General features: G+C 59.5%; 16 protein-coding genes. 11 read left to right on the top strand and 5 right to left on the bottom strand.

All coding sequences use genetic code 11. The features are described 5' to 3' along the window. The first annotated feature begins 14 nt into the window (after nucleotides 1-14). The 5 genes from pstA (at nucleotide 15) to PG5_RS14805 (ending at nucleotide 5,532) form a co-directional block, all read left to right on the top strand. Nucleotides 15-1,685, top strand: coding sequence for a phosphate ABC transporter permease PstA (pstA, locus tag PG5_RS14825; RefSeq protein ID WP_020797932.1), 1,671 nt, complete (start codon nucleotides 15-17; stop codon nucleotides 1,683-1,685). Nucleotides 1,686-1,816: 131 nt separating this feature from the next. Further along, a complete protein-coding gene (gene pstB / locus PG5_RS14820; protein ID WP_020797931.1) occupies nucleotides 1,817-2,650 on the top strand; it encodes a phosphate ABC transporter ATP-binding protein PstB in 834 nt (277 codons plus the stop codon). Between the two features lie 71 nt (nucleotides 2,651-2,721). After that, a complete protein-coding gene (gene phoU, locus PG5_RS14815) occupies nucleotides 2,722-3,483 on the top strand; it encodes a phosphate signaling complex protein PhoU (protein ID WP_008064514.1) in 762 nt (253 codons plus the stop codon). 80 nt (nucleotides 3,484-3,563) lie between these two features. Continuing rightward, a complete protein-coding gene (locus PG5_RS14810; protein WP_020797930.1) occupies nucleotides 3,564-4,460 on the top strand; it encodes a response regulator in 897 nt (298 codons plus the stop codon). Between the two features lie 175 nt (nucleotides 4,461-4,635). Next, nucleotides 4,636-5,532, top strand: coding sequence for a peptidoglycan DD-metalloendopeptidase family protein (locus PG5_RS14805; protein WP_020797929.1), 897 nt, complete (start codon nucleotides 4,636-4,638; stop codon nucleotides 5,530-5,532). 114 nt (nucleotides 5,533-5,646) lie between these two features. Here the strand turns inward: PG5_RS14805 and PG5_RS14800 are convergent, their stop codons facing one another. The 3 genes from PG5_RS14800 to phoB form a co-directional block, all read right to left on the bottom strand. Next, the gene (locus PG5_RS14800) at nucleotides 5,647-6,987 is read right to left on the bottom strand and encodes a hemolysin family protein (RefSeq protein WP_008064508.1); all 1,341 of its coding nucleotides are present in this window, start codon (nucleotides 6,985-6,987) and stop codon (nucleotides 5,647-5,649) included. Between the two features lie 123 nt (nucleotides 6,988-7,110). Further along, nucleotides 7,111-8,397, bottom strand: a complete 1,287-nt coding sequence (gene phoR / locus PG5_RS14795; protein WP_240963565.1) for a phosphate regulon sensor histidine kinase PhoR — start codon at nucleotides 8,395-8,397, stop codon at nucleotides 7,111-7,113. Between the two features lie 80 nt (nucleotides 8,398-8,477). Then, entirely contained in the window at nucleotides 8,478-9,167 is a 690-nt protein-coding gene (gene phoB, locus PG5_RS14790) for a phosphate regulon transcriptional regulator PhoB (RefSeq protein ID WP_020797927.1), read from the bottom strand. Between the two features lie 152 nt (nucleotides 9,168-9,319). Here phoB and PG5_RS14785 point away from each other — a divergent pair, with 152 nt between their 5' ends. Continuing rightward, nucleotides 9,320-9,706 carry a hypothetical protein gene (locus PG5_RS14785; RefSeq protein WP_020797926.1) on the top strand — a complete coding sequence of 129 codons (387 nt, stop codon included), beginning with the start codon at nucleotides 9,320-9,322 and terminating at the stop codon, nucleotides 9,704-9,706. A 113-nt stretch (nucleotides 9,707-9,819) separates the two neighbouring features. Here PG5_RS14785 and ubiA read toward each other — a convergent pair whose 3' ends face one another. Then, entirely contained in the window at nucleotides 9,820-10,710 is an 891-nt protein-coding gene (ubiA, locus tag PG5_RS14780; protein ID WP_020797925.1) for a 4-hydroxybenzoate octaprenyltransferase, read from the bottom strand. Further along, nucleotides 10,710-11,273 carry a chorismate lyase gene (locus PG5_RS14775; RefSeq protein WP_033045499.1) on the bottom strand — a complete coding sequence of 188 codons (564 nt, stop codon included), beginning with the start codon at nucleotides 11,271-11,273 and terminating at the stop codon, nucleotides 10,710-10,712. Before PG5_RS14775 ends, ubiA begins: the two co-directional genes overlap by 1 nt. A 202-nt stretch (nucleotides 11,274-11,475) precedes the next feature. On the opposite strand from PG5_RS14775, the gene PG5_RS14770 reads away from it, so the two are divergent. The 5 genes from PG5_RS14770 (at nucleotide 11,476) to PG5_RS14750 (ending at nucleotide 15,145) form a co-directional block, all read left to right on the top strand. Beyond that, a complete protein-coding gene (locus PG5_RS14770; protein WP_007995385.1) occupies nucleotides 11,476-11,646 on the top strand; it encodes a rubredoxin in 171 nt (56 codons plus the stop codon). 18 nt (nucleotides 11,647-11,664) lie between these two features. Further along, nucleotides 11,665-12,813 carry an NAD(P)/FAD-dependent oxidoreductase gene (locus tag PG5_RS14765; protein ID WP_020797922.1) on the top strand — a complete coding sequence of 383 codons (1,149 nt, stop codon included), beginning with the start codon at nucleotides 11,665-11,667 and terminating at the stop codon, nucleotides 12,811-12,813. Nucleotides 12,814-13,007: 194 nt separating this feature from the next. Then, entirely contained in the window at nucleotides 13,008-13,283 is a 276-nt protein-coding gene (locus tag PG5_RS14760) for an HU family DNA-binding protein (RefSeq protein WP_003213368.1), read from the top strand. A gap of 205 nt (nucleotides 13,284-13,488) precedes the next feature. Next, nucleotides 13,489-14,394, top strand: a complete 906-nt coding sequence (locus PG5_RS14755) for a leucine-rich repeat domain-containing protein (protein ID WP_042955426.1) — start codon at nucleotides 13,489-13,491, stop codon at nucleotides 14,392-14,394. A gap of 376 nt (nucleotides 14,395-14,770) precedes the next feature. Next, nucleotides 14,771-15,145, top strand: a complete 375-nt coding sequence (locus PG5_RS14750) for a DUF6124 family protein (RefSeq protein WP_020797919.1) — start codon at nucleotides 14,771-14,773, stop codon at nucleotides 15,143-15,145. Nucleotides 15,146-15,202 lie beyond the last annotated feature (57 nt).

The following is a 15,202-nucleotide window of genomic DNA, read 5'->3' as shown; positions in this document are numbered from 1 at the left end:
AAAGGTAGAAGTCTGTGAAACAGAACTCCCTGAAAGGATGGTTCAAGAGCGGCGCCCCGGGCGTCTGGATCAGCGGTGGCGCGGTGTCCATCGCGGTCATCATGACCATTGGCCTGCTGGCGGTGATTGCCGTGCGCGGCCTGGGTCACTTCTGGCCGGCGGACCTGATCCACGCCAGCTACGACGTGCCGGGCCAGGCCAATCATTTGGTCATCGGCGAAGTGGTGCAGAAGGAAGAAGTGCCACGTGCGCGTTTGAAGAGTGCCGGCCTGCCGGTGCCTGAGGACGGCCCGGAGTTCATGACCCGCGAGCTGATCAAGGTCGGCAACCGTGACCTGAACGGCACCGATTTCACGTGGATCGTCGGCGAGTGGCTGACCAATCAGAAAACGCCGGTCGAATTGATGGCGCTTGAGCGTCGTGAGTGGGGCAATTTCTACGGCTACCTGGTCAACGTCAAACAGGACGGCAAGGTGATTGCCGAAGGCGAGGCTGCATGGCCCGAGCTGCAGGCGCGGATCAACCGCGTGAATCAGCTGGCTGCCCAGCTCAAGACCCTGGAGAAGTCCGACATCGGCGCGATCAACGCCGGTCTCGAACGCATCCGCCTGCACGGCCGCAAATTGGAACTGGACGGCAAGCTCGACGCCGCTGCGCAAGCGGACATGGAATCCGAGCGCGCCGAGCTCAATGCCCGTTATCAGGACATCGAGGCCCGTCTGGGCGATCTGCACGCGCAGTTCAACCGCGACAGCCTTACTGCCCGCGATGCCAACGGCAAGGAAATCGAAATCAGCCTCGGTAAAGTGGTTCACGCCTACCAGCCGAACGCCATGGGCACCTTTACCAAGATCGGTTTCTACTTCAGCAAGGTCTGGGAGTTCCTGAGCGACGACCCGCGTGAAGCGAACACCGAAGGCGGGATTTTCCCGGCGATCTTCGGCACCGTGATGATGACGTTGATCATGGCGATGATCGTGACCCCGTTCGGCGTACTGGCCGCGGTGTACCTGCGTGAATACGCCAAGCAGAACACCCTGACCCGGGTGATCCGCATCGCGGTGAACAACCTGGCGGGCGTTCCGGCGATCGTCTATGGCGTGTTCGGGCTGGGCTTCTTCGTCTACGTGCTGGGTGGCTCACTCGACCGCCTGTTCTTCCCTGAAGCCTTGCCGGCGCCGACCTTCGGTACACCGGGCCTGTTGTGGGCATCGTTGACCCTGGCGCTGCTGGCGGTGCCGGTGGTGATCGTGGCCACCGAAGAAGGCCTGGCGCGGATTCCTCGCACCGTGCGTGAAGGCTCGTTGGCCCTCGGCGCGACCAAGGCGGAAACCTTGTGGAAGATCGTATTGCCAATGGCCAGCCCGGCCATGATGACCGGCATGATCCTCGCCGTGGCACGCGCCGCGGGTGAAGTGGCGCCGCTGATGCTGGTGGGTGTGGTGAAGCTGGCGCCGTCGCTGCCGGTGGATGGTAATTACCCTTACCTGCACCTGGACCAGAAGATCATGCACTTGGGCTTCCACATCTATGACGTCGGTTTCCAAAGCCCGAACGTCGAAGCCGCGCGGCCGTTGGTGTACGCCACGGCGCTACTGTTGGTGCTGGTGATCGCGACGTTGAACCTGTCGGCCGTTTATATCCGTAACCACCTGCGCGAGAAGTACAAGGCGCTGGATAGCTGATTAGCAGCAGCAATTATTTCTATGTGGGAGCGAGCCTGCTCGCGAAGCTTTTGGCGCCATTGATGGCCCCTTCGCCAGCAGGCTGGCTCCCACAAAAATTGAACCGAATTTGTTAGCACAGGGAGCCTCCCATGCAGCACGAAGCACATACCCACGGCATCAACATGTCGGCCCTGGGTCGCGACAAACAGAGCCTGAGCCTCGAGCAGGAAACCGTGGCCATCGAAGTGCCGGGCCTGAGCCTGTTCTACGGCGACAAACAAGCACTGTTCGACGTCAGCATGAACATCCCGAAACAGCGCGTGACCGCCTTCATCGGCCCGTCCGGCTGCGGCAAGTCGACGCTGCTGCGCACCTTCAACCGCATGAACGACCTGGTGGACGGTTGCCGTGTCGAAGGCGCGATCAACCTCTACGGCAACAACATCTACCGCAAGGGCGAAGACGTGGCCGAGCTGCGTCGTCGCGTCGGCATGGTGTTCCAGAAGCCGAACCCGTTCCCGAAAACCATCTACGAGAACGTGGTCTACGGCCTGCGTATCCAGGGCATCAACAAGAAACGCGTGCTCGACGAAGCGGTTGAGTGGGCGTTGAAAGGCGCGGCCCTGTGGGACGAAGTCAAAGATCGTCTGCATGAATCGGCGCTGGGCTTGTCCGGTGGTCAGCAACAACGCCTGGTGATTGCCCGTACCATCGCCGTGGAGCCGGAAGTGCTGCTGCTCGACGAACCTTGCTCGGCACTCGACCCGATCTCGACGCTGAAAGTCGAAGAGCTGATCTACGAGCTGAAATCCAAGTTCACCATCGTCATCGTGACCCACAACATGCAACAGGCCGCGCGGGTTTCCGACTACACGGCGTTCATGTACATGGGCAAACTGGTGGAATTCGGCGATACCGATACCCTGTTCACCAATCCGGCGAAGAAGCAGACCGAAGACTACATCACCGGTCGTTATGGCTAGTAAGCGGTTGTTGCTCACTAAACTGACGCTGCGGTCCACCGCACCTTACCGGACGCTCCAAGGACGCCAACATGATTAGTAAAGAAGGCCTTACCCACCACATTTCCGCGCAGTTCAACGCCGAGCTCGAGGAAGTGCGCAGCCACCTCCTGGCCATGGGCGGGCTGGTCGAAAAGCAGGTCAACGACGCGGTCACCGCGCTGATCGAGGCCGATTCCGGCTTGGCCCAGCAGGTGCGTGAGATCGACGACCAGATCAACCAGATGGAACGCAATATCGACGAAGAATGCCTGCGTATCCTGGCCCGTCGTCAGCCGGCGGCGTCCGACTTGCGTTTGATCATCAGCATTTCCAAATCGGTGATCGACCTGGAGCGCATCGGTGACGAAGCGACCAAGATCGCCCGTCGCGCCATCCAGCTGTGCGAAGAAGGCGAAGCGCCGCGGGGTTACGTCGAGGTTCGCCACATTGGCGACCAGGTGCGCAACATGGTCCGTGATGCGCTGGATGCCTTTGCCCGTTTTGACGCCGACCTGGCCTTGTCGGTGGCGCAGTACGACAAGATCATCGACCGTGAGTACAAGACGGCCCTGCGTGAACTGGCGACCTACATGATGGAAGACCCACGCTCTATCTCGCGGGTCTTGAGCATCATCTGGGTACTGCGTTCGCTGGAGCGCATCGGCGACCACGCACGCAATATCTCGGAGCTGGTGATTTACCTGGTGCGAGGCACAGACGTACGTCACCTGGGCCTCAAGCGCATGAAGGAAGAAGTTGAAGGAACCAGCGGCGAAACCGCTAATGTTCCGGGCAAATCTGACGATAAGTAAGATTGCCCAATTAAAGCGCCCGGCCTATTGGCCGGGCGTTTTCGTTTGGGGGTCGCCGGGATTTTTTAAAGGGGTTGTGGATGAGTAAGGTCAGTGTGTTGGTCGTGGACGATGCTGCGTTCATTCGTGACCTGGTGAAGAAATGCCTGCGCAACTATTTCCCGGGCATGCGCATCGAAGACGCGGTCAACGGCCGCAAGGCGCAGTCGCTGCTGGCCAGGGAGGCATTCGACCTGGTGCTGTGCGACTGGGAAATGCCAGAGATGTCCGGCCTGGAGCTGCTGACCTGGTGCCGCGAACAAGACAGCCTCAAAGGCATGCCATTCGTGATGGTGACCAGTCGCGGCGACAAGGAGAACGTCGTCCAGGCGATCCAGGCTGGCGTTTCCGGCTACGTCAGCAAACCCTTCACCAACGAGCAACTGATCACCAAGGTCAAGCAGGCGCTGCACAAGGTCGGCAAACTCGACAGCTTGATCAGCGTGGCGGCGACCAAAACGATCTCGGCGTTCGGTAACGACACCTTGAACGCATTGACCAGTGGCAAGCCTGCCGTGAGTGCCCCGGCGCCCGCGGCAGCATCTCCAGGGTTGCTCAACAGCCCACCGGTCAAGGCTCCGGTGGCTGCTACTGGCGGCGGTGGACGCGGCCAGGGTCAGCTGCGGCTGCCCAACGGCATCCAGCCGTGCGTGATCAAGGCGCTGAGCCTCAAGGAAGCGCTGCTGGTGGTCAAGCGCACCGACAGCCTGCCGCAGGTCCTCGACAGCGCCGTACTGGATCTGGAGCAGGGCGAGAGTGCCGAAGTGGCCCGCCTCAATGGCTACCTGCACGCTGTGGTGGCCCACGAGCCCAAGCCCGACAGCGACTGGCTGCAGCTGACCTTCCGCTTTGTCGATCAGGATGCGCAGAAACTCGACTACATTTCGCGATTGATCGCTCGTGGTACGGCGCAGAAGCATTTCATTCCTGGCGCTTAAGACCGCCTTCGCGAGCAAGCCCGCTCCCACAGGGTTTGCGCCGACCTGTAGGTGCGAGCTTGCTCGCGAAGAGGCCCTCGAAATCACCGTACATCCATCTGAACATCTGCCGACTTCACAGGTCCATTGCGCCTGCTAGGCTCAATCCCAAACCTGAATCGACAGAATCCCGCCCATGTTCGCGCGCCTACTGTTTTTCTGTGGTCTTTTCATCGCCTCGACTTCGGCCATGGCAGTGACCATCTACAAGTCCACCGACGCCAGTGGCGTGGTCTCCTACAGCGACCGCCCCACGAAAGGCTCCAGCGTGTTCACGTTCCGCGATCGCATGGTCGAGAACCTCGAGCGTCAGGTGTACCTCGTGATCATGAAAAAGGACGGCGTGGACAGCGTCTACGTTCGCAATGACCTGTATGCGCCGGTCGAAATCGAATTGAGCTTTACCGGGTTGAACAACGTCAGCGGTGCACCGAGTCGTCCCATTCGTCGGGTAATGCCATTGCGAAGCAGCATTCGCCTGGCGCAGCTCACGCCGACCAGGGCCGGGCGGCCGCTCGCCTACCTTCCCAAGTTCGAATATTCCCTGGGCGACCCCGCAGGCGCTGCCGTGGCCTACCGATACCCGTACCCCTGGCGTGGCGGACCGTTTCGCGTGAGCCAGGGCGCCGAAGGCCAATACAGCCACTTCGGCCCTAGGAATCGCTACGCCATCGACATCGCCATGCCGGAAGGCACGCCGATCATTGCCGCGCGGGGCGGGATCGTGGTGAAGACCGAAAACGGGCAGACCGGGCGCGGTACCGACCCGTCGGGCAATTTCGTGCGGGTGCTGCATGATGACGGGACGATGGGCGTGTACCTGCACCTGCAAAAAGGTTCGGTCAGCGTGCGCGAAGGGCAGCGGGTCGTCGTGGGCAGCCCGCTGGCGCTGTCGGGCAATACCGGCAACAGCAGCGGGCCGCATCTGCACTTCGTGGTGCAGCGCAATACCGGCATGGGGCTGGTGTCGATCCCGTACCAGTTCAAGCAACCGATGGGGGCGTTACCCAACTTCGCGCTGGGCAAACAATAATGCGTTGACTGATCTGACGCCTTCGCGAGCAGGCTCGCTCCCACATTTGAAATGCATTCCAATGTGGGAGCGAGCCTGCTCGCGAAGGGATCGACTCGGCTCTGGATCAGCCCATCAATCGAGCATCAACACCTTGGCCAGCACAATCTTCGGCCCTTTCATCTTCTTGATGATGATGCGCAGGCCTTCGACTTCCAGCACTTCTTCCTCTTCAGGAACGCGCTTGAGGCTTTCATAGACCAAACCTGCGAGGGTTTCGGCTTCAACGTGGTCCAGGTCGATACCCAGCAGGCGCTCGACCTTGAACAAGGGCGTATCGCCCCGTACCAGCAGCTTGCCTGGCTGATAAGCGAGGATGCCGCGTTCGGCCTTGCGGTGTTCATCCTGGATATCGCCCACCAGCACTTCCAGCACGTCTTCCATGGTCAGGTAGCCGATGATGTTGCCATCGGCTTCCTCGACCACGGCGAAGTGCGAGCCGCCCTTGCGGAACTGCTCCAGCAGCTGCGACAACGGCATGTGCCGCGACACGCGCTCCAGCGGGCGGGTCAGCTCGGCCAGGTTGAACGACTCGGGAATGTGGTCCAGGGCCGCCAGCTCAAGCAGCAGGTCCTTGATGTGCAGCAGGCCGACGAACTCCTGGCGCTCGCTGTCGTACACCGGGTAACGGCTGAACTTGTGGCGACGGAACATCGCCAGGATTTCCTTGAGTGGCGCGTTGAATTCCAGGGTCACCAGGTCTTCGCGGGAGTTGGCCCAGTCGACCACTTCCAGTTCGCCCATTTCCACGGCCGAGGCCAGTACGCGCATGCCCTGGTCGCTCGGGTCCTGGCCACGGCTGGAGTGCAGGATCAGTTTCAGTTCTTCCCGGCTGTAATGGTGCTCGTGGTGCGGGCCGGGTTCGCCTTGCCCGGCGATGCGCAGGATCTGGTTGGCGCTGGCATTGAGCAGGTAAATGGCCGGGTACATGGCCCAGTAGAACAGGTACAGCGGCACGGCGGTCCACAGCGACAGCAGTTCGGGTTTGCGGATGGCCCAGGATTTCGGGGCGAGTTCGCCGACCACGATGTGCAGGTACGAAATGATGAAGAACGCGGTGAAGAACGACACGGCCTTGACCACTTCGGCCGAATCGACGCCCACGGCACTCAGTACAGGCGCCAGCAGGTGCGCGAACGCAGGTTCACCGACCCAGCCCAGGCCCAGCGAGGCGAGGGTGATACCCAATTGGCACGCCGACAGGTAAGCATCGAGCTGACTGTGCACGGTGCGCAGGATGTGTCCACGCCAGCCGTGCTGCTCAGCGATGGCTTCGACCCGGGTCGAGCGCAATTTGACCATGGCGAATTCCGCCGCAACGAAAAAGCCGTTGAGCAAAACCAGGATCAGAGCAAAAAGGATCATGCCGAAGTCGGCGAATATTGTTGCGAGGGTCAAGCCAGGGGAAGGGTCCATGATGGAGTTTTGCGGGTTCCGTGTAATCGAATGAAAAGAAAAAAGTGCACCTGAAAGGCAGGCACAAGTCAGCCAATGTAGCGGCTGTCCGTGAAATTGCCTAGTGGCGTGTGCTGGCCGGTATCAGTCGGCGGTGCTGATCACCCGGGATTTGCTGACCTGAGCGGGTGCAAAGTGGCAGGTAAATGTACTCCCGTGGCCCGGCACGCTGCTGATTTCCATGCGCGCGCGGTGACGCAGCAGGACATGCTTGACGATCGCCAGGCCCAGCCCGGTACCGCCAGTGTTGGAATTGCGGCTGGAGTCGACGCGGTAGAAGCGTTCGGTCAGGCGCGGCAGGTGCTTGCTGTCGATGCCGATCCCGGAGTCCTGCACGCTCAGGTGCGCGCCTTGCTCATCACCCCACCAGCGGATGCGGATGCTGCCTTCGGCGGGGGTATATTTCACTGCGTTGAACACCAGGTTGGAAAACGCGCTGCGTAATTCCGCTTCACTGCCCTTGAGCAGAATCGTCGGGTCGGCTTCCAGGGTGATCTGTTGATTTTTCTGGCCCGACAGCTGTTGAGCGTCGCCCTTGATCGACTGCAGCAAGCCATCAATGGCCACCGGCTGGTTGTCCGACGGGTAATCGGTGGCTTCCAGCTTGGCCAGCAACAGCAGGTCATTGAGCAAGGTTTGCATGCGCCCGCCTTGCTGCTGCATCTGTTGCAGGGCACGGGTCCAGCGCGGGTTCACTTCCTCGACGTTATCGAGCAGGGTTTCCAGGTAGCCACAGATCACCGTCAGCGGCGTGCGCAGCTCGTGGGAAACGTTGGCGATGAAGTCTTTGCGCATCTGTTCCAGCTGATGGATACGGGTCACGTCGCGCACCAGCATCAGGTGCTCATTGTTGCCGTAACGGGTGATGTACAACTGGATGCGCATCCGGTCGTTGGTCGGCGAAGGGATTTCCAGCGGTTCGGCGTAGCTGTCCTGCTCGAAGTATTCCTTGAAGCGCGGATGGCGTACCAGGTTGGTCACCGGCTGGCCGCTGTCCTGCGGGGTCTTGAGGCCCAGCAGGGTTTCAGCGGCACGGTTCCACCATTCCAGGTTGCCGTCGCTGTCGAGCATGACCACCGCGTCTTTCAAGGCTGCGGTGGATTCCTGGACCCGGTCGATGACCGCTTGCAGGCGTCCGCGAACGCGTTGGTCGCGGCGTTGCAGATGGTAGATGCTGTCGAACACCTCGCCCCACAGGCCGTAGCCATCGGGAGGTGCTTCATCGGGTTTGTGCAGCCGCAGCCATTCGTGCAGGCGTAGCAGTTGCTTGAGGGTCCAGGCCAGGTAAACGCCAAGCCCCGCGGCGAGGCTCCAGCCGTAGTAGCCGGTGACCAGGCCGATCACCAGGCAGGCGGTGACCAGCAGCAGCATGTGGCGAATCAGGGTGCCATGCCAGTTTTGGTTCACTTGAAAGCGCGTCCTTGTCTACTTCTAAAACGGGGAAATCCGGGTCACGCTTTTGTGGAAAAGCGGTAACCGGTGCCGCGCACGGTTTGTACCAGGTTTTCGTAGGCATCGCCGAGGGCTTTGCGCAGGCGCCGGATGTGCACATCCACGGTGCGCTCCTCGACATACACATTGCCGCCCCAGACCTGATCCAGCAACTGGCCACGGGTGTAGGCGCGTTCCTGGTGCGTCATGAAGAACTGCAGTAGACGGTACTCAGTCGGTCCCATTTCCGCCGGTTTGCCGTCAATGGTCACGCGGTGGCCAATCGGGTCCAGCAGCAAGCCGCCGACTTCGATCGGTGCTTCGCCATCGGAGGGGCCGGCACGGCGTAGCACGGCCTTGAGGCGTGCGACCAGCTCACGCGGGGAAAAGGGCTTGGTGATGTAGTCATCGGCGCCGACTTCCAGGCCCTGGATCTTGTTGTCCTCTTCGCCCTTGGCGGTGAGCATGATGATCGGGATATCCCCGGTCAGCTCGTCGCGCTTGAGGCGGCGGGCCAGCTCGATGCCGGACGTGCCGGGCAGCATCCAGTCAAGCAGGATCAGGTCCGGTTTGCGGTCGACGATAATGGCGTGGGCCTGCTGGGAGTTCTCCGCCTCCATGCAGTCGTAGCCGGCCATTTCCAACGCAACGGCGATCATTTCGCGAATGGGCGCTTCGTCGTCGACGATCAGAATGCTCCTGCCAACCATGCCTTAATCCTCTTGTCATTTAACTGTCTTGCGCCGCATTAGATAACGGAATTATTGCAGTCGTGTGACAGTATTTTAGTCGCCCGGCGATTGTCATGAACCTGGGCTAAGCTCTAAGTCCGAATCCTGACAACCACAAACGGAAGGTTTCCATGAAACACATTGCTCAATCCTGGAAGGCTTTGCTGGTGACTGCTGCGCTAACGCTGCCGACCATGGCCTTCGCCGCTGACCCGGCGATGATGAAGGACGGCATGATGGTCGACCATAAAGGTATGACGGTGTACACATTCGACAAGGACTCGGATGGCAAGTCGATGTGTAATGGTGATTGTGCCAAGAATTGGCCGCCGATGATGGCACCGGCGGGGGCCAAGGCCGAGGGCAAATTTACGCCAATCAAGCGCGATGACGGCACGATGCAGTGGGCTTATGACGGCAAACCACTTTATACCTTTGTGAAGGACGAAAAACCTGGAGACATGAAAGGCGACAAAATGAAGGACGTCTGGCACGTCATGCACGAGTCGCAGAAGTAAACGTGTAGGAGCGAGCATGCTCGCGATGGTCGTCAACGATAACGCGGCAAGCCTGACACCCCGCGGCGTCTGTGAGATCTTCGCGAGCATGCTCGCTCCTACAGGAAAACGGGTCAACGCAACCCGTAATCCAGCACGATCCCGACAAAAATCGCCAACCCGGCCCAATGGTTGTGCAAGAACGCCTTGAAACAGCGCATACGGTCCTTGTCACGGGTGTACCAGAACTCCCAGGCAAAACAGCCCGCCGCCACCGCCAGTCCCAGATGGAACCAGCCGCCGAGCTCGAATTTAGACCCGGCCAGCAGCAGGCAACCCAACGCCAACCCTTGCAGGGTCAGGATGATCACCCGATCAGCCTCGCCAAACAGGATTGCCGTGGACTTCACGCCGATCTTCAAGTCATCGTCGCGGTCGGTCATCGCGTAGTAAGTGTCGTAACCCACCGTCCACATCAGGTTGGCGATCCACAGCAGCCACGCCGCCGCTGGCAGTTCGCCGGTCTCGGCAGTGAACGCCATCGGCATCCCCCAGGAAAACGCCGCGCCCAGCACCACTTGCGGGTAATAGGTGTAGCGTTTCATGAATGGATAGGTGAAGGCCAGCGCCAAGCCACCGAACGACAGCCACACCGTTGCCGCGTTGGTGCACAGCACCAGCAGGAAGCTCAGGCCCATCAATAATGCAAAGAACGCCAACGCTTCTTTGGAGCTGATCTTGCCGCTCGGCAGCGGGCGCTGTTCGGTGCGCTTCACATGGCCATCGACCTTGCGGTCCGCCCAATCATTGATCACACAGCCCCCCGCGCGGGTCAGCACCACGCCAAGGACGAAAATCACGATATTGGCCAGCGACGGCGAGCCCTTGCCGGCAATCCACAGCGCCCATAGCGTCGGCCACAACAGCAGGTAGATGCCGATCGGCTTGTCCATGCGCGTCAGCTGAATGAAATCCCAGGCCCGGGGATTCAAGCGGTTCAAGGACTTGAGCAGGCTCTGGTACATCAGCAATTCTCCGGATGGACGCGGGCGGCGCTCCACAGGGTCGGCAGGAAGATCTCGGCCACCAGCACACTCAAGGCGCCACGGTCGAAACGCGAGCGGCGAGCCCACAGCCCGGGCGCCCGCACTTCGCTCGGCAACCACGCCTGCGGGTAGTGGCAAACCTCGATGGCACGGCGCTGGAAGGCGTGATCGCAAAACAGCAGTTCGCCCAGGGAGCGGCTGCCCAATTCGTCCATGTGCAAGCCGTCGCCCTGCAACGCACTGCGCGCCGCTACGCTGCGGGCAAACACCAGGGCTTGCCCGTGTCCACGCAAATACACCTCGCGCACCCAGCCTTCACTGCCCTCGGCCAGGTCGAGCGCGGCGCATTCATCCGTGCGCAGGGGCTGCCACCCTTCGAATAATGGCGTGACGCTAAACGCATCATTCGTCAGATGAATGAGACGCCTGGTCAGCGAGCCATTATCGAACAACCAATCGAGGATAGACGTGTCGGGGAGAGGCGTCAGTTGGCTTTGAAAGAGCCAGGTTGGGGGAGGGCAGGGGGATTCTGTGTGTTGCACAATGAGTCATTATTGGCAGCAAAGGAGCCTGTGAGCTTACCATGTCAGCCACCAATGTTGATTGATCCGGGCCACCCAATGCGCCGAACAGGCTTGCATCTGTCGGGCCCGATCAGTAAAAAAACGCTTTGAGCTGGATGGCAACGCAGTAACCATCGACCGTCCGCGCCGGCAATAGCCTGAATCCCGAGGAATTACCTGAATGAAAAAGTGGCAATGTATCGTCTGCGGCCTGATTTATAACGAAGCCGACGGTTGGCCCGATGACGGCATTGCGCCGGGCACCCGTTGGGAAGACGTTCCGGCAGATTGGCTGTGCCCGGACTGCGGTGTGGGCAAAATGGATTTCGAAATGATCGAAATCGCCGCCTGAACAACTGAGGAGTAAGGAATGAACGCACCTGTCGTAATCGTTGGTACCGGGCTGGCTGGCTACAACGTCGCTCGCGAGTTTCGCAAACTCGACAGCGAAACCCCGCTCCTGCTGATTACCGCCGATGACGGGCGCTCCTACTCCAAACCGATGCTCTCCACCGGTTTCGGCAAAAACAAGGACGCCGACGGCCTGAGCATGGCTGAACCGGGCGCGATGGCCGAGCAATTGAAGGCCGAGGTGCGCACCCATACCCGCATCAGTGGCATCGACCCGGGCCACAAGCGCCTGTGGATCGGCGAGGAAGCGGTGATCTACCGTGACCTGGTGTTGGCGTGGGGGGCGGAAACCGTGCGCGTACCCATCGAAGGTGATGCAGGTGATTGCGTGTTCCCGATCAACGATCTGGAAGACTACGCGCGCTTTCGCGCGGCTGCGGCCGGCAAGCGGCGGGTCTTGTTGCTGGGCGCCGGCCTGATCGGTTGCGAGTTCGCCAACGACCTGACCCTGGGCGGCTACGAGGTGCAACTGGTTGCACCGTGCGAGCAGGTCATGCCGACCCTATTGCACCCGGCAGCGGCCGCAGCGGTCCAGGCCGGGCTGGAAAGCCTGGGTGCACGCTTCCACCTCGGGCCGGTGCTCAATCGCCTGCAGCGGGTTGCTGACGGCCTGGAGGCCCATCTTTCCGATGGTCAGGTCATACCGTGCGACGTGGTGGTGTCGGCCATTGGCCTGCGTCCGCGCATCGACCTGGCCGCCGCTGCCGGCCTGCAGGTCAATCGCGGCGTAGTGGTCGACCGGCACCTGCAAACGTCCCATGCCAACATCTACGCCCTGGGTGACTGTGCCGAGGTCGATGGGCTGAACCTGTTGTACGTGATGCCCCTGATGAGTTGTGCGAGAGCGCTGGCACAGACCCTTGCCGGCAACCCGACGGTGGTCAACTACGGCCCGATGCCGATCACTGTCAAAACCCCGGTGTGCCCATTGGTGGTATCCCCGCCGCCACGGGGTACGGAGGGCTTCTGGACAGTCGAAGGGCAGGGCGCCGACATCAAGGTTTTATGCCGTGATGCCCACGGCAAACTGCTCGGTTATGCCCTCACAGGCGCAGCCGTGATGGAAAAGCTGGCCCTCAACAAAGAGCTTCCGGCACTGCTGGCGTAAATACCGGTCGTTCTGTCGGAATCACCCCCATTTTGCCCGTACATTGGCCGTGCCGACACTGGCGCGGCTCCTCACTGCGTGCCATCCTCACTCCCGTCTGCCGCAGAGTAGAGCACCTGCGGCGCTTTGGGCGCTGCTCCATAGAGGGCGGCACGGACATAACAACAAAAAACCGTCAAAGGGGCTTCACTAATATGCGTAAACCAGAACTCGCCGCAGCCATCGCTGAAAAAGCAGATCTAACCAAAGAGCAGGCCAACCGCGTCCTCAACGCCGTTCTCGAAGAAATCACCGGCGCCCTGCACCGCAAAGACAGCGTGACGCTGGTAGGTTTCGGCACCTTCCTGCAACGCCACCGCGGTGCCCGCACCGGCAAAAACCCGCAAACCGGTGAGCCGGTTAAGATCAAGGCCAGCAACACTGTTGCATTCAAACCGGGTAAATCGTTGAAGGACAGTGTTAATCCGTAATCTGTTTCGCGAACCTGCAGTTCAGGGGAGCGGACTGAAGAATGGGCACGCCAATGAGATTGGGTGCCCATTTTTTGTTAATCGAGAAGTCTTGCTTATCAAGCATGTAGCCAAGTGGCTTTTGTCAACTGTCAGCTATGACAGTTACCGAACTTCAACCGATGGTTTATAAAAGGAGTTCATTAAATGCGGGCAAGGTGACGACATGACTTCGGACACTGCTATTGCAAAGGCTTTTTCCCCTGTGATAATCCCGGCAAAGATAAGGACGCTCTTTGACGACCTTTCTTTTGCGCACATTGCGGCCGCACATATTTCAGAAGCCACGGGCATACCGGTGACCATCGACGATGTCGTGACGCAGGACATGCTTGATAAAGTGACGGTCTTGAGTGTGCTGAGCGGGGCGCCTGGAAAGTTCACCAGCCTGCGAGGCATTGGGCATCTGCGCAATTTGCAAAACGTAATGATAGAAAATCAACCTGTCACTCGCCTGCCTGAAGACTTCGGAACGTTGGCAAAGTTGACGTCGGCGCACTTCATCAACAGCGCACTCAAATCAATTCCGGACTGGATAGGGAATCTGACCAGCCTGACCCAGTTGAATCTGAGCTCTCAAAGGCCGCTGGGCATTATGAGAGGCAGTATTCCGGAGTCGATCGGTAATCTGACAAGACTGGAACGCTTCGACGTGGGTAATAACAATAATCTGTGCGGAAAACTGCCAGACTCAATGGCCAGGCTGACCGCCCTCAAAAACCTGTTGATTCAAAGTAACGGGTTTGAAGACATGACTGTGTTGAATGCCATGCCTTCCACCACCAATATTAATTTCCACAATCAAGCCTTGGGCATTTTCGACTTGGGCAAAGTACGCCAAAACAATTCGCTGACCATCAGGCTGCCTGAAATATTTGTTCAGGCCCAAACACCGGATGACAAGCTGTATGAGCCGAGTGGAGTTCAAATCGTGGGCGCTCCAGGAACGCATCTGGACCCAAACCGGCATGATGTGCATTTGCCGACCGGCACCACTGGTACGTTCGAAGTGATGCTGGCGATTCATGGGCGGCTGACAAATGTGAACTATCGCTACGCGGTGATCGAGTAACGGCCAACGATCCTTTGGTTAGCGGATGAAGAACCCCGAGATACGTCCCGCGTCTTGCAGGAAGTTTCCGGCAAGCTTGCGGGACAAACATCAAAATGTCGCAGCCTTAGGCCATTCCTACAGGACGATTTTTTTCATGTTCAGGATCGGTGTGTGAGGGCAGTCCAGAGCCGAGTGCGATGAATTACCTATTTACCATTCTGCTGATGGCCATGGCGATTATGCTACCAAACGGCAGGTTTGGAATCGTTAAACGTATCTCGAAAATGATGAATTTCCTTACAAAATTGAGGAAGCATCTGACGCTTTTTTAAGGTTGGCCTTCGGAAGCGCGACGGTTAGTTTGGTCACTCCCAATCTTCATCGGAGATATACCATGCCCAAGGCCAAAGAATTGCCCGCCGGATTAGAAAGCGTTAGCACTACCCCGTACATGTCCGCGACTTCAAGAAAGTTGCACCATGCCGCCACCCGCGCCCTGGACCATTACCTGAAACCCAATGCCTTGGTCATGACCGGGGCTCATCCACCCGGCGCGATCTTTGTCGTGGCGCCTGACATCGACAACGAGACGCTATTAGCCCACGCCTGTGAGTCGTTGGCGTCGGCCAACGTGATGGCAAGTGAAATCGCCGCAATGCTCGAGGGGGCGCACCGCAGTACGATGCTGGCGCTTCAGCAGGTGATCATGCTCGGTGAACTGGCGGTAAATCGAGTGCTGGATAACGTCGCCCCACCACACCCCGTCTGAGTCCAGAAAAGGCAGGCTTTCGTCCGTGACTTGGTAGTCATCGGCGTCAAAAATCCA

The organism is Pseudomonas sp. G5(2012), assembly GCF_000408945.1.
Lineage (GTDB): Bacteria > Pseudomonadota > Gammaproteobacteria > Pseudomonadales > Pseudomonadaceae > Aquipseudomonas > Aquipseudomonas umsongensis.
Note: the sequence above shows the minus strand (reverse complement) of the source record. Positions and strands in the feature narration are given on the sequence as shown.

What these genes read in the sequence shown, in the direction of transcription:
- pstB (WP_020797931.1), top strand. Translation starts at nt 1,817, where the DNA reads ATGCAGCACGAAGCACATACCCACGGCATCAACATGTCGGCCCTGGGT.
- phoU (WP_008064514.1), top strand. Translation starts at nt 2,722, where the DNA reads ATGATTAGTAAAGAAGGCCTTACCCACCACATTTCCGCGCAGTTCAAC.
- PG5_RS14810 (WP_020797930.1), top strand. Translation starts at nt 3,564, where the DNA reads ATGAGTAAGGTCAGTGTGTTGGTCGTGGACGATGCTGCGTTCATTCGT.
- PG5_RS14805 (WP_020797929.1), top strand. Translation starts at nt 4,636, where the DNA reads ATGTTCGCGCGCCTACTGTTTTTCTGTGGTCTTTTCATCGCCTCGACT.
- PG5_RS14800 (WP_008064508.1), bottom strand. Translation starts at nt 6,987, where the DNA reads ATGGACCCTTCCCCTGGCTTGACCCTCGCAACAATATTCGCCGACTTC.
- phoR (WP_240963565.1), bottom strand. Translation starts at nt 8,397, where the DNA reads ATGCTGCTGCTGGTCACCGCCTGCCTGGTGATCGGCCTGGTCACCGGC.
- phoB (WP_020797927.1), bottom strand. Translation starts at nt 9,167, where the DNA reads ATGGTTGGCAGGAGCATTCTGATCGTCGACGACGAAGCGCCCATTCGC.
- PG5_RS14785 (WP_020797926.1), top strand. Translation starts at nt 9,320, where the DNA reads ATGAAACACATTGCTCAATCCTGGAAGGCTTTGCTGGTGACTGCTGCG.
- ubiA (WP_020797925.1), bottom strand. Translation starts at nt 10,710, where the DNA reads ATGTACCAGAGCCTGCTCAAGTCCTTGAACCGCTTGAATCCCCGGGCC.
- PG5_RS14770 (WP_007995385.1), top strand. Translation starts at nt 11,476, where the DNA reads ATGAAAAAGTGGCAATGTATCGTCTGCGGCCTGATTTATAACGAAGCC.
- PG5_RS14765 (WP_020797922.1), top strand. Translation starts at nt 11,665, where the DNA reads ATGAACGCACCTGTCGTAATCGTTGGTACCGGGCTGGCTGGCTACAAC.
- PG5_RS14760 (WP_003213368.1), top strand. Translation starts at nt 13,008, where the DNA reads ATGCGTAAACCAGAACTCGCCGCAGCCATCGCTGAAAAAGCAGATCTA.
- PG5_RS14755 (WP_042955426.1), top strand. Translation starts at nt 13,489, where the DNA reads ATGACTTCGGACACTGCTATTGCAAAGGCTTTTTCCCCTGTGATAATC.
- PG5_RS14750 (WP_020797919.1), top strand. Translation starts at nt 14,771, where the DNA reads ATGCCCAAGGCCAAAGAATTGCCCGCCGGATTAGAAAGCGTTAGCACT.